The sequence below is a fragment of the Ralstonia chuxiongensis genome (assembly GCF_024158925.1).
Classification (GTDB): domain Bacteria; phylum Pseudomonadota; class Gammaproteobacteria; order Burkholderiales; family Burkholderiaceae; genus Ralstonia; species Ralstonia chuxiongensis.
This window is the reverse complement of record NZ_JAMYWC010000004.1, coordinates 175600-188667: the sequence shown is the minus strand read 5'-3', so window position 1 is coordinate 188667 and position 13068 is coordinate 175600. Positions and strand designations below refer to the sequence as shown.

The 13068-nt window shown below is 64.2% G+C and carries 11 protein-coding genes; 8 read left to right on the top strand and 3 right to left on the bottom strand.

All coding sequences use genetic code 11. The annotated features are described in order from the left end of the window. Nucleotide 1: 1 nt before the first annotated feature. Entirely contained in the window at nt 2-775 is a 774-nt protein-coding gene (locus NKG59_RS14345) for a glycosyltransferase family 2 protein (RefSeq protein WP_253537973.1), read from the top strand. Continuing rightward, nucleotides 762-1604 (top strand): glycosyltransferase family 2 protein, encoded by an 843-nt coding sequence (locus NKG59_RS14340; protein WP_253537970.1) that lies wholly within the window; start codon nt 762-764, stop codon nt 1602-1604. The genes NKG59_RS14345 and NKG59_RS14340 overlap by 14 nt, the downstream gene beginning before the upstream one ends. 15 nt (nt 1605-1619) lie before the next feature. Here the strand turns inward: NKG59_RS14340 and NKG59_RS14335 are convergent, their stop codons facing one another. Further along, nucleotides 1620-2402: a glycosyltransferase family 25 protein gene (locus tag NKG59_RS14335; protein ID WP_253537967.1), complete on the bottom strand. Its 783-nt coding sequence runs from the start codon at nt 2400-2402 to the stop codon at nt 1620-1622. Nucleotides 2403-2635: 233 nt separating this feature from the next. On the opposite strand from NKG59_RS14335, the gene msbA reads away from it, so the two are divergent. Together msbA and NKG59_RS14325 are read left to right on the top strand one after the other, a co-directional pair. Next, the gene (gene msbA, locus NKG59_RS14330) at nt 2636-4360 is read left to right on the top strand and encodes a lipid A export permease/ATP-binding protein MsbA (RefSeq protein ID WP_045206083.1); all 1725 of its coding nucleotides are present in this window, start codon (nt 2636-2638) and stop codon (nt 4358-4360) included. 51 nt (nt 4361-4411) lie between these two features. Further along, complete coding sequence (locus NKG59_RS14325; RefSeq protein WP_024975185.1) at nt 4412-5008, top strand: peroxidase-related enzyme; 597 nt, start codon at nt 4412-4414, stop codon at nt 5006-5008. Nucleotides 5009-5020: 12 nt separating this feature from the next. Here NKG59_RS14325 and NKG59_RS14320 read toward each other — a convergent pair whose 3' ends face one another. Then, a complete protein-coding gene (locus NKG59_RS14320) occupies nt 5021-5920 on the bottom strand; it encodes a LysR family transcriptional regulator (RefSeq protein WP_253537964.1) in 900 nt (299 codons plus the stop codon). 93 nt (nt 5921-6013) lie between these two features. On the opposite strand from NKG59_RS14320, the gene mdlC reads away from it, so the two are divergent. The 4 genes from mdlC (at nt 6014) to NKG59_RS14300 (ending at nt 11541) form a co-directional block, all read left to right on the top strand. Then, a complete protein-coding gene (gene mdlC / locus NKG59_RS14315) occupies nt 6014-7603 on the top strand; it encodes a benzoylformate decarboxylase (RefSeq protein WP_253537960.1) in 1590 nt (529 codons plus the stop codon). A 32-nt stretch (nt 7604-7635) separates the two neighbouring features. Next, complete coding sequence (locus tag NKG59_RS14310; protein ID WP_253539088.1) at nt 7636-9087, top strand: aldehyde dehydrogenase; 1452 nt, start codon at nt 7636-7638, stop codon at nt 9085-9087. A gap of 12 nt (nt 9088-9099) precedes the next feature. After that, a complete protein-coding gene (locus NKG59_RS14305) occupies nt 9100-10035 on the top strand; it encodes a ketopantoate reductase family protein (RefSeq protein ID WP_253537957.1) in 936 nt (311 codons plus the stop codon). 114 nt (nt 10036-10149) lie between these two features. Continuing rightward, nucleotides 10150-11541 (top strand): MFS transporter, encoded by a 1392-nt coding sequence (locus NKG59_RS14300; protein WP_253537954.1) that lies wholly within the window; start codon nt 10150-10152, stop codon nt 11539-11541. A 20-nt stretch (nt 11542-11561) separates the two neighbouring features. Here the strand turns inward: NKG59_RS14300 and rng are convergent, their stop codons facing one another. Beyond that, nucleotides 11562-13031: a ribonuclease G gene (gene rng / locus NKG59_RS14295; protein WP_253537951.1), complete on the bottom strand. Its 1470-nt coding sequence runs from the start codon at nt 13029-13031 to the stop codon at nt 11562-11564. Nucleotides 13032-13068: the final 37 nt, after the last annotated feature.

Sequence of the window (13068 nt, the reverse complement as noted above, 5' to 3'; positions counted from 1 at the left end):
CATGTCCGCATCCAATCGAGCCACGCTCGCCGTCATTATCGTCGCCAAGAACGAAGCCGCTGATATCGGCGACTGCATCCGTTCCGTGCGCGACTGGGCGGACGATGTCATCGTGTTCGACTCGGGTAGCACGGACGGCACACAAGACATCTGCCGCCAACTTGGTGCGCGCGTGTTCGAGACCGACTGGCCCGGCTACGGCGAACAATCCAACCGTGCCCTGCGCGAAGCCCGTACCGACTGGGTGCTCTCGCTGGATGCCGACGAGCGCATCAGCCCCGAATTGCGTGCCGAGATGATCGCCGTACTCGAGTCGGGCAGCTCGCACACTGTTTATTCGATGCCGCGCAGCTCGAGTTTTTGCGGCCGCTTCATGAAGCATTCGGGCTGGTGGCCGGACCGCATTCGTCGCTTTTTCAAACGCGAGCAGGTGACGTTCTTCGATGCGCCGGTGCACTCGCACCTGGTCTTCGAGGGGACGGTGGGTGACTTTCGCGCACCGATCATTCACTACTCGATTCCCGACCTGAAGGCTGCGCTCGACAAGGCCAACGATTATTCGACCGCCGGTGCGGCGGCCGCCTATGCCAAGGGCAAGCGTGCGTCGCTTGGCAGCGCGATCGGCCACGGGCTGTGGGCGTTCATCCGTACGTACGTCATCCAGCGCGGCTTCCTTGATGGCGCGGAGGGCTTCATGCTCGCCGTGTCGAACGCGGAAGGCACGTACTACCGCTACATCAAGCTGATAATGCTGCATCGTCATGGCAAGCGCTGAGCCGCCGCGTCGCATCGCTCTCATCGTTACGACGTATAACCGCCCGGACGCGCTCGCCCGCGTACTGGCAGGGTGTGGCGCACAGACTGACCGTGCATTCGACGTCGTCGTGGCCGACGACGGTTCGCGCGATGACACACGCGTAGCGGTTGAAACGGCCGCCAAGACCGCACCGTATCCGCTGCGCCATGTCTGGCACCCAGACGACGGCTTTCGTGCTGGTGAGATACGCAACCGCGGCGTGCTGGCGACGGATGCCGATTACCTCGTCTTTCTCGATGGCGATTGCGTGCCGCGTCCGGATTTTGTAGCCCGGCACCGCGCGTTGGCCGAGCAGGGGCGCCTGTTGTCTGGCAGCCGTATCCTGCTGGATGAAGCGATGACGCGTGAGGTCGTCGCCCAGCAGATCGATATCCACCTGAAGGACCGCGCGTATTGGTTTGCCGCCTGGCGCGCGGGCCGTGTCAACAAGTTCCTGCCGCTATTGGTGCCAGGTTTGCCGGTGCCGCGTACGTTCAAGGACACCAGCCTGCGCGGCATCAAAAGCTGCAACCTCGGTGTGTGGCGCAGCGATTTCGAGCGCGTGAACGGCTTCGATCAGAGCTTCGTCGGGTGGGGGCATGAAGACGCCGATCTGGTTGTGCGCCTATACAACGCCGGTGTGCGGCGCAAGCGCGGCTTCTGCGCGACCGAGGTCTTCCACCTATGGCATCGCGAACAATCGCGCGCGCAGGAGAGCCCCAATTATCAGCGCATGATGGCTCGCCGGAATACCGACATCATCCGCGCAGAAGTCGGGCTTGCGGAACTGCGAGAGCAAGGCGCCTGAGCGGCGCCGTCGTGCTTACCAAGTCTTCTTCTGCTTGGCGATGCCGAGGAATGGCCGCACGAAGATCTGATAGAGGAATTTGCGCACAAAGATCTGGTGCAGATGATGGCCGACACCGAGTCGGTCGTCGGCTTCGCGGCTTTTGACGGCGCGATCGGCTTCGAGGTTGGAGCCGCTATCAAAGTTCTGCACGCCAATCACATAAGGCACGACCGCGCGCATCTGCACGATGCCCTCGCGCTCGAACTTGTACCAATAGTCTGCTGCTAGCCACACGGGATAAAGCTGTTCGACCATGCGCTTGGCTGCAGCGCGCGTGACGAAATAGCCATGCGCGAGCCACTGGTAGTTGGCGAGTTTGACCGTGCGGTGGTCAGCTGTGAGCGATTGGGCGCTGCGCTTGTAGTAACGGTCGATGTGCGTGAGCAGCGTGACGACCGGTTCGTCCGGTGACACGCTCTGCGCCAGCGCGTCTAGCACGGCGGGCACATCGGGCCCAAGTTTCGCGTCGTCTTCGAGGATGAGCGCGTAGGGCAGATTTTGCTCGATGATTGCCCGGTAGACGCCAAGGTGGCTCAGTGCGCAGCCGACTTCGCCGACCGTCAATTCTCGGCTCTGGCCAATAGCGCGCGCGTGGTCATAGTGGCGCGCAAGTTCGTCGGCGGGAAGTGTCTTGCCGTACACACCCGGGAAGCGGCTATGCGGCAGGCCAAGCGCATCGAGCTGGCGTTCCAGCGCCTCGCGGCGACCGGCATCGTGGTCAAGATTGATGAAAAACGTGGGAACGCGCGAACTCATTGCGGAAGCGTCAGGTGATGCGTCGGTCCGTCTTGACCGGGGATTGCGCAGCAGGATGGGCCGGGTGGTGGATTGCCGCTAAAATGCCGGGTCGCCCGTCTGTCGGATGACAGCCGCTGCAACGCACTTGATGTCGGCAGAGCCGACCGCCATGCGACGCAAGCTGCCCACCCTCATTTGAAAACGCCGTGAGTATACAAGCAAAGTCTGATCACCCAGCCCCCGCCAAGCCGATGCTCAAGCGGTTATGGGGCTACCTGCGCCCCGAATTGACCGCTTTCATCCTCGCAATGGTTGCCATGGGCGTGGTGGCAGCCACGGAGGGGATCATCCCCAAGGTCGTGAAGGATTTGCTGGATCAGGGCTTCGGCGGTGAATACGCCGGCAGGCTGTGGCAGGTGCCGGCCATGCTGGTGGGCATTGCCGTGGTGCGCGGCATCGCGCAGTTTGCGTCGACGTATCTGCTGAGCCTCGTGTCGAACAAGGTGCTGCTGAATCTGCGGATGAAGATGTTCGAGCGCCTGCTGCAGGCGCCGGCTTCGTACTATCAGCGCAATACGGCGGCGTCGATCATCAACGCGGTCATCTTTGAGGTCAACCAGGTGCTGCAGGTGCTGACCGGCGTGTTCATCACGCTGGTGCGCGATTCAATGACGGTACTGGCGCTGCTGATCTTCCTCTTCTATACCAACTGGCGCCTGACGCTGGTGGTGGCGGTGATCCTGCCGATCATCGGGTTGCTGATGTCGCGTATCAACCGCCGCCTGCGCTCGCTCAATCGCGAGAGCCAAAACCTGACCAACCAGGCCGCCTATGTGGTGGAAGAGGCCGTGGGCGGTTACAAGGTCGTCAAGCTGCACGGCGGCGAAGCGTATGAATCGCTGCGCTTCAATGCCATGACGAATCGTCTGCGTGGTTACGCCATGCGCGTGGCCGTGGCTGGTGGCCTGAACCAGCCGGTGACGCAGTTTCTGGCCGCGCTGGCGCTGTCGATCATCCTGGCCATTGCCATGATGCAGGCGCAGGCCAATCAGACCACGGTCGGCGGCTTTACCGGCTTTGTGATGGCGATGCTCCTGCTGATCTCGCCGCTCAAGCACCTGACCGACGTGAATCAGCCGCTGCAGCGCGGCCTGACCGCCGCCGAGTTCATCTTCGGCCTGATCGACACGCCGATCGAACCGCAAGAAGGCGGCAAGAAGATCGATCGTGCCCGCGGCGATGTCCGCTTCGACAACGTCACCTTCCGCTATGGCGAAGATGGTCGGGCGGCGCTCGACAACGTGAATCTGCACGTCAAGCCGGGCGAGGTCGTCGCGCTGGTCGGGCCGTCGGGCAGCGGCAAGACCACGCTGGTGAATCTGCTCCCGCGTTTCTTCGATCCGACCTCGGGCACGATCTCGCTTGATGGCGATGCGCTGGCGGATCTGGCGCTGTATGACCTGCGCCGTCAGATCGCTTTCGTGAGCCAGGACGTGGTGCTGTTCAACGACACCATCGCTGCTAACGTGGCCTATGGCGCGCGTGACGCCTCCGAGATCGACATGGCCCGCGTGCGCCGTGCGCTGGAAGCGGCCTACCTGACCGATGTGGTCGACAACCTGCCCGAGGGCATCGATACCAATGTCGGCGATAACGGTTCGAAGCTGTCCGGTGGCCAGCGCCAGCGCCTGGCGATTGCCCGCGCGATCTACAAAGACGCGCCGATCCTGATCTTGGATGAAGCGACTTCCGCGCTGGATTCGGAGTCGGAACGCCAAGTGCAGGCCGCGCTCGAACGGCTGATGGAAGGCCGTACAACGCTGGTGATCGCGCACCGTCTGTCGACCATTGAAAACGCCGACCGCATCATCGTGCTGGAGCACGGCAAGATTGCTGAAGCCGGTACGCACCGCGAACTCATCGAGCGCGATGGGTTGTATGCTGGACTCCATCGCATCCAGTTCGCTACCCAGTAAGCCTTGCCTTTCGGGCGGCGTGCTCAAGATGCTCACATCAAAGGAGACATCGTGACGACCACCACGCCGCCCATCAGCCGGTTCCCCGTTCCTGAACTGGCCGACATTCCCGAAGACATCCGTGCGCGCATCCTGGAAGTGCAGGAGAAGAGCGGCTTTGTGCCGAACGTCTTCTTGGCGCTCTCACATCGGCCCGATGAATGCCGCGCCTTCTTCGCGTACCACGATGCGCTGATGCTGCGAGAAGGCAGCAGCCTCACCAAGGGCGAGCGCGAGATGATCGTGGTCGCCACCTCCGCCGCCAACCAATGCCTGTATTGCGTGGTCGCGCACGGCGCCATCCTGCGCATCTACGAGAAGAAACCGTTGGTGGCCGACCAGGTTGCCGTCAATTACCGCAAGGCCGACATCACGCCGCGCCAGCGCGCCATGCTCGACTTCGCAATGAAGGTCTGCACTGCTTCGCACACCGTCAATGACGCCGACTATGAAGCGTTGCGCGCGCATGGCTTCGATGATGAGGACATCTGGGACATCACCGGCATCACCGCCTTCTTTGGCCTGTCGAACCGCATGGCGAATGTGATTTCGATGCGGCCCAATGACGAATTCTTCCTGCTCGGCCGCTTGCCGCGCGAGAAAAAATAGGGCGCAAAGGGCCTACGCCGTCAGCTCGCGCAGCGCTTCGAGCAGCTTGACGGCGGGGCTCGGCAGGATGCCGTGGCGGCGCCGGAACGCCGTGAGCGTGCGGCGCGCGACCAGGCCGGGTATCGGCAGTGGCTCGATCACGCCGGCACGGCGCTCCGCATCGATCATCGGTTCTGCCATCCAGCTGAGGAATCCGGAGCGCGCCACGAGGCTCTTGAGTGCCGTCACCGAGCGCGTTTCCACCACGATGTTCGGCAAGCCCAAGCCGGCAGCCTCGAATATCTGACGCATGTGCTCGTACGGGCCGGTGCCGCGCGGCGGAACGGCCCAGAATGCATCCAGCGTATCGGCCAATGTCAGGCCAGGGCGATGGCGCAGCGAATGCTCCGGCGACGCGACCACGAAACTCGCATCCTCCCAGCGGCAATCCGCGATGGCGATGATTTCGTCGGTATCCGGCATCGCCATCGACAGCGCGAGATCGATCTCGTGCTTGACCAGTCCTTCGGCCAGCCGGTCCCATACGCCTTCCAGTATCTCCACGCGCAAGTTTGGCCAGCGGGCTACCACAGTGCCCACGGCCAACGGCAAGACATAGCTTGCGATGCTGCCCACTGCGCCCACGCGGATCGTGCCCTTGGCAAGCCCGCGCATCGCGTCGATCTCTTCCTGTGCGTAATCGGCCTCGCGCTGCAGCAGCGACGCGTGCGGCAGGAGTGCCTGCCCGATCGCGGTGAGCTGCATTCCCTTGGAGTGCCGCTCGAACAGCGGCGCGCCCACTTCGTCTTCCAATCGCTTGACGATGCGGCTGAGCGCCGGCTGCGTGACGTGCAGAACCTCCGCCGCACGCCCAAGGCTGCCGGCGGAGACGATGGTGGTAAAGGCGCGTAACTGGCGTAGATCGAAAGTCATGCTAAAAGGTAATGACTTTGGCGAAATAATTCAATATCGCGTTAATCGTTACGGATTCCATACTGGCAGCCTGTTTCAAGGAGGACTGCCTGTATGACCCGCACTTCGCTCGCGCTGATCACCGTGCGCGACGCCACGATCGACCTGCTGCGCCGGCTCGGCATGACCCACGTGTTCGGCAATCCGGGCTCGACCGAGCTGCCGATGTTTCGCGATTTTCCGGAGGATTTCCGCTACATCCTGGGTTTGCAGGAAGCCGTGGTGGTCGGCATGGCGGACGGCTTTGCGCAGGCAACGGGCAATGCCGCGCTGGTGAACCTGCATTCGGCGGCCGGTGTCGGCAATGCCATGGGCAACATCTTCACAGCCTTCAAGAACCGCACGCCGCTCGTGATTACCGCTGGGCAGCAGGCGCGATCCATTCTGCCGTTCGATCCGTTCCTCGCTTCCAACCAGGCGACGGAGCTGCCCAAGCCGTACGTGAAGTGGAGCATCGAGCCCGCGCGTGCGCAAGATGTGCCGCTGGCGCTGGCCCGCGCGTATCACCTCGCCATGCAGGAGCCCCGGGGCCCGGTGCTGGTGTCGATTCCCGTGGATGACTGGGACCAGACGACAGAGCCCGTCGCCGTGCACGAAGTGGCCACCGCGGTGCGGCCCGATCCGGTCACGCTGGCGCGCATCGGCGACTTGCTTGACGCGGCGCAGCGGCCGGCGTTCGTGGTCGGAGCCGCGGTCGATCGCGCTGGCGCGTGGGACGCCGTCGTGCAACTCGCCGAGACCCACAACGCGCGCGTGTTCACCGCGCCGATGGCCGGGCGTGGCGCGTTTCCCGAAGACCACCCCCTTTTCGCCGGTTTCCTGCCCGCGATGCGCGAGAAGATCGTCAGCCTGCTGCAAGGGCACGACGTGGTGTTCGCGCTCGGCGCACCGGCGTTTACGTACCACGTGGAAGGCCATGGGCCGCATGTGCCGGTCGGGGCAAAGCTCGTGCAGTTGATCGACGATCCAGCGACTGCTGCCTGGACGCCGGAGGGCATTTCCGCCGTTGGCAACATTCGCCTGGGCGTGCTGGACCTGCTCGCCCGCGCAGCGCCACCGTCACGTCCGCTGCCCGCGCCACGCGTCAAATCGCCGCGAGCCGAGCCGGGCTCGCCCATGTCGGTCGCCTTTGTTCTGCAGACGCTCGATACCGTGCGCGGCCCGGCAGACAGCGTCGTCGAAGAGGCTCCGAGTGCACGCTCGACCATGCAGGCCTACTTGCCGATGCGCCGCTCCGGCGCCTTCTACACCATGGACAGCGGCGGACTAGGCTACGGCATGCCGGCGGCAGTCGGCGTGGCACTCGCCAAACCGGGCACACGCGTGATTGGTCTGATTGGCGACGGATCGAGCATGTATTCCATCCAGGCGCTGTGGAGCGCTGCGCTGCTCAAGTTGCCCATGACATTCGTGATCCTGAACAACCGCCGCTATGCTGCCCTGCAGGATTTCGCCCCGGTGTTCGGCTTTGCGCCGACCGACGCTGTGCAAGGCACGGATCTGCACGGCATCGATTTTGTCGGCCTGGCCCGCGCGATGGGCTGCACAGGCGAGCGCGTGAGCGAACCGCATGCGCTGGAAGCCGTACTGCGTACGGCCCTGCATTCCGCCGGACCAACCTTGATTGAAGTGGAGATCGCCTGATGACGAATACGAACATTGCCCCGCCGGATGCGGTGCAGACCATCTCGATGCTCATCAACGGCGAGCGCGTGCAAGCTGCCAGTGGTGCGGTGTTCGAGCGGCGGAATCCGCTTGACGGCACCGTGGCCACGAGAGCGCCAGCCGCCACCGTGGACGATGCGCGTCGCGCTGTTGATGCCGCAGCGGCAGCATTCCCGGCCTGGGCCGCCATCGGCCCGAGCGAGCGCCGCGCGTTGCTGATGCGTGCTGCGCAAGCGCTCGAAGCCAAGGGCAAGGCTTTCGCCGCCGCGATGGCTGCTGAAACGGGAGCCTCCGCGCTGTGGGCGGGCTTCAACGTGCATCTGGCTGCGAGCGGTTTGCAGGAAGCCGCCGCCATGGTCACGCAGATTGCGGGCGAGATCATTCCGTCCGACGTGCCGGGTAGCCTCGCCATGGGCGTGCGCCAGCCGGCCGGCGTGGTGCTGGGTATTGCGCCGTGGAATGCGCCGGTCATCCTGGCGGTGCGCGCGATTGCGTTGCCACTGGCGTGCGGCAACACCGTCGTATTGAAGGGCTCCGAGATTTCGCCGGCCACGCACGGGCTCATCGTCGAAGCCTTGCAGGAGGCGGGCTTGCCAAATGGCGTCGTGAATTTCGTGACGAATGCCCCGGCGGACGCGGGCGCAGTGGTGGAGGCGATGATTGCGCACCCGGCGGTGCGTCGCGTCAACTTTACGGGCTCCACGCGCGTGGGCCGCATCATCGCGCAGACCTGCGCGACGTATCTGAAACCTGTTGTGCTGGAACTGGGCGGCAAGGCGCCGCTGCTGGTGCTGTCGGATGCGGATATCGACGCCGCCGTCGATGGCACGGCCTTCGGTGCGTTCGCCAATTCTGGCCAGATCTGCATGTCCACCGAGCGCATCATCGTCGATGAATCCATCGCCGATGTGTTCGTTACCAAACTGGCGGCCAAGGCCGCAGCGCTGCCGCTGGGCGATCCACGCAAAGGGCCGGCGGTGCTGGGCTCGGTGGTCGACATGAGCACGGTCGAACGCTGCAATCACCTCATCGACGACGCACTCGCCAAGGGCGCGAAGCTGCTGTGCGGCGGCAAGGCCACCAGCACGTTGATGCCCGCCACGCTGCTCGACCACGTCACGCCCGATATGCTGATCTACGCGGAAGAATCGTTCGGTCCCGTCAAGGGCATCGTGCGTGTGAGCGGCGACGATGCCGCCGTTGCCTGTGCGAATGACAACGCATATGGTCTGTCGTCCGCCGTGTTCAGTCGCGATGTGGCGCGCGCGATGAACGTCGCGCGCCGCATCGAATCCGGCATCTGCCACATCAATGGCCCGACCGTGCACGACGAGGCGCAGATGCCGTTCGGCGGCGTCAAGGCGAGCGGCTTTGGGCGCTTTGGCGGCCGCGCCGGTGTGGCGGAGTTCACCGAGCTGCGCTGGATGACGGTGCAGACCACGCCGCGCCATTACCCGTTCTGAGCCGAGATGCCGATGAAGATCTCGATCCTCGGCGCGGGCGCGATGGGGTCGTTGTTCGGCGGGCTGCTCGCCGAAGCCGACCAGCATGTCACGCTGCTCGACATCAACGACGCGCATCTGCACGCGATTGCCGCGCACGGTTTGCGGCTGGAAACCGATGGCGGCGATCGCCACGTCCGCAACCTGCAGGCCCTGCGTCCGGGCGATGCGACGGACGTACCTGACTTGCTGATCGTCTTCACCAAGGCGATGCACACGCGTGCGGCACTCGCGAGCGTGCGTCACCTGCTTGGCCCGGCAACGCATGTGCTGACGCTGCAGAACGGGCTGGGCAACGTGGAGGCGCTGGCTTCGGTGGTGCCGCCGGAGCGCATCTTCGTTGGCGTGACCACGTGGCCGGCGGACCTTGCTGGCCCAGGCCACGTGCGCTCACACGGCGCAGGTGCGATCCGCCTGATGAGCGCAGACGGCGAGCGGCCTCCGATGCTCGCACGTGTGGTGGATGCGCTATCCGCCGCCGGCCTGAACTGCCAGGCAGATGCGAACGTATGGGGCGCCGTGTGGGAGAAAGTCGCCTTCAACGCCGCGCTCAATCCGCTGTGCACGGTGCTGAACCAGTCCGTGGACGCGCTGGGCGCGGTGGAAGACGGCCCGACGTTGGCGCTGAACATCGTGGACGAAGTGCTGGCCGTGGCGCGCGCCAGCGGCATTTCAGTTGATGCCGCAAAGGTGAACGACAACGTGCGGCTCGCCATCGTCGCACATCGGGGGCACAAGCCGTCGATGCTGCAGGACGTGCTGGCCGGACGCCCGACCGAGATCGAATCCATCAACGGCGCCGTGGTGGCGACGGCGCGCCGGTATGGCGTGCCTGTGCCACACACCGAGACGTTGATGCAATTGGTGCGCTTGGTGCAGGCGAGCACCGTGCACCAGCAGGCGCCTTAGCAGGCCGAGATACGCAGGGTTTCATTCGATGGCGCGCAGACGCCACCTCAACGGAGACATCCACATGAAGTGCAATTCCAGATTGCCGAGCGCGGCGTCCAAACGGGGACCGGTATGAACGGAAACCAGACCACGATCGATATCGGCACGGTTCTCGACGATGGGCCGTTTTCCCTCGCGCAGAAGTTGGCGGTGCTGCTTGCGGCCTTCGCCATCGTCATGGACGGCTTTGACGGCCAGTTGATCGGCTTCGCCATTCCCGTGCTCATCAAGGAGTGGGGTATCACGCGCAACGCGTTCGCCCCGGCAGTAGCCGCCGGCCTGGTCGGCATGGGGCTGGGCAGCGCGTTGGCGGGCCTGTTTGCCGATCGCTTCGGGCGACGCTGGGCGTTGATCGGGAGCGTGTTCGTGTTTGGCGTGGCGACGTGCTCGATCGGTTTTGCACCGAATGTGGCGACGATTGCCGCGCTGCGATTGATCGCCGGCCTGGGCATTGGTGGCGCGCTGCCAAGCTCCACGACGATGACGGCGGAATTCACGCCTGCGCGTCGCCGCACGCTGGCGGTGACGGCCACCATCGTGTGCGTGCCACTCGGCGGGATGTTGGCAGGGCTGTTTGCGGGCCACGTGCTGCCGCTCTATGGCTGGCGGGGGCTGTTCTGGATTGGCGGTGCACTGCCGCTGGCGCTTGGATTTGTGTTGGTGGCTGCCCTGCCAGAATCACCGCGCTTCCTTGCGCGTCGTCAATCGCACTGGCCGCAACTGGCGCATCTGCTGTCGAAGATGGGGCGCGATGTGCCCGCCAATACCGCGTTTGCCGATGTGGCGGGTCAGAAGGTCATTCAGCACGCGAGCTTCCGCTCGCTTTTTTCCCCGGGGCAGGCGCGCGATACGGTGGCGCTTTGGGCGGCCTTCTTCATGTGTCTGCTTGCCGTGTACGCAGCGTTCAGCTGGCTGCCGACGATGCTTGCTTCAGAAGGCTTGAGCGTGAGCGTGGCGGGCTCGGGGCTCACGGCGTACAACCTTGGCGGGGTGATCGGCGCGTTGGTCTGCGCGGTGACGATCGCACGATGGGGTTCGCGTTGGCCAATGGCGCTGTGTTGCGTAGGCGCGGCCGCAAGCGCTTTTGCGTTGCAAGGCGTCGACGCCAAGCTGAACACGAACCTGCTGATCGTCGGGCTTGGGCTGCACGGGCTGTTCGTCAACGCTGTGCAATCGACGATGTATGCGCTGTGTGCCTACGTTTATCCAACGGCGGTGCGCGCAACGGGCACCGCATCGGCGGTGGCGTTCGGACGGCTGGGCGCGATTCTCAGCGCGTTTGCCGGTGCCATGGTTATCACCGCCGGCGGGTCGGTGGCCTATCTGGCAATGCTCGGAATTGTGATGTTGGTGGTGTTAGCCGCGCTGCTCGCCATGCGCGAGCAGATTCCGCGTCTGACCGAGCGTGCGCGAGCATCCATGGCAGCGGCGCCGGTTTCGCACGGCAGCCCGGTCAAACCGTAGCTGCCGCGCTGGGAGCAGTGCTACATCAGGATGATGTCGTACTGCTCCTGGCTGGCCGCCGACGATTCCACCTGCAGCGAAATCGGCTTGCCGATGAAATCGCCCAGCATCGCAAGGTGCTGGCTTTCTTCTTCCAGGAACAGATCAATCACCGATTGCGAAGCAAGGATGCGGAATTCGCGCGGATTGAACTGCCGCGACTCGCGCATGATCTCGCGCAGGATGTCGTAGCACACGGTGCGCGGCGTCTTTACCTGCCCCTTGCCCTGGCACACCGGGCACTGCTCGCACAGCACATGTGCCAGCGATTCGCGCGTGCGCTTGCGCGTCATCTCCACCAGCCCAAGCTGCGAGAAGCTGTTGACGGTGATGCGCGTGCGGTCGCGTGACAGCGCCTTGCGCAGTTCCGCCAGAACCGCGTCGCGATGCTCGGCCGACTCCATATCGATGAAGTCGATGATGATGATGCCGCCCAGGTTGCGCAGCCGCAGTTGCCGCGCGATGGTGTGGGCCGCTTCCAGGTTGGTCTTGAAGATCGTGTCGTCGAAGTTGCGTGCGCCCACGTAACCGCCGGTGTTGACGTCGATGGTCGTCATCGCCTCGGTCTGGTCGATCATCAGGTAGCCGCCTGATTTCAGGTCGACCCGGCGCGACAGCGCGCGCTCAACCTCCGCCTCGATGTTGTACAGATCGAAGATCGGTCGTTCGCCGGTGTAATGCGTCAGGCGCTCGACCACGGCCGGCGTGTACTCTCGCGCAAACTCGACAAGCTTCTGATGGTTCTCGCGCGAATCGACCTGGATGCTGCGCGTTTCGTCCGTCACGAAATCGCGCAGCACGCGCTGGGCGAGGTTCAGGTCCTGGTAAAGGATCGACGGGGCGGGCAGGGTGGTCGCGTTATGACGGATGGTCGCCCAGATCTTGCGCAAGTAAGCAACGTCGTTGGCAAGCTCTTCGTCGGTCGACTCTTCGGCGATGGTGCGCACGATGAAGCCACCGCGTTCCTCAGTGGGCACCATGGCGGTCACGCGCGTGCGCAGCGCTTCGCGCTCAGCCTCGTTACCGATCTTCTGCGAAATCCCGATGTGCGGGTCTTGGGGCAGATACACCAGCGTGCGGCCGGCAATGCTGACCTGCGTGGACAAGCGCGCCCCCTTGGTGCCGATCGGGTCTTTGATGACCTGCACCATCAGCGCCTGGCCCTCGAAGAGCGTCTTCTCGATGGCGACCTGCGGTGTGGGCGGCGCGTCCTTGGCGTCACGCGGGTGCCAGATGTCGGCCACATGCAAAAACGCCGCACGCTCGAGCCCGATGTCGATGAAGGCCGACTGCATGCCGGGCAGCACGCGCACCACCTTGCCAAGGTAAATGTTGCCGACCAAGCCGCGCGTCAGCGTGCGCTCGATGTGAAGTTCTTGAACGGCGGCTTGCTGGACGATGGCCACGCGCGTTTCTTGCGGCGTGATATTGACGAGGATGTCTTCGGACATGGAGAGGTACCAGGAGAGCGGGTTTCAGAACCCGCCT

Bases quoted from the DNA above. Each gene is read 5' to 3' on its own strand.
- NKG59_RS14320 (WP_253537964.1), bottom strand. From the start codon at position 5,920: ATGACTTTCGATCTACGCCAGTTACGCGCCTTTACCACCATCGTCTCC.
- NKG59_RS14345 (WP_253537973.1), top strand. From the start codon at position 2: ATGTCCGCATCCAATCGAGCCACGCTCGCCGTCATTATCGTCGCCAAG.
- NKG59_RS14340 (WP_253537970.1), top strand. From the start codon at position 762: ATGGCAAGCGCTGAGCCGCCGCGTCGCATCGCTCTCATCGTTACGACG.
- NKG59_RS14300 (WP_253537954.1), top strand. From the start codon at position 10,150: ATGAACGGAAACCAGACCACGATCGATATCGGCACGGTTCTCGACGAT.
- NKG59_RS14305 (WP_253537957.1), top strand. From the start codon at position 9,100: ATGAAGATCTCGATCCTCGGCGCGGGCGCGATGGGGTCGTTGTTCGGC.
- NKG59_RS14335 (WP_253537967.1), bottom strand. From the start codon at position 2,402: ATGAGTTCGCGCGTTCCCACGTTTTTCATCAATCTTGACCACGATGCC.
- mdlC (WP_253537960.1), top strand. From the start codon at position 6,014: ATGACCCGCACTTCGCTCGCGCTGATCACCGTGCGCGACGCCACGATC.
- rng (WP_253537951.1), bottom strand. From the start codon at position 13,031: ATGTCCGAAGACATCCTCGTCAATATCACGCCGCAAGAAACGCGCGTG.
- msbA (WP_045206083.1), top strand. From the start codon at position 2,636: ATGCTCAAGCGGTTATGGGGCTACCTGCGCCCCGAATTGACCGCTTTC.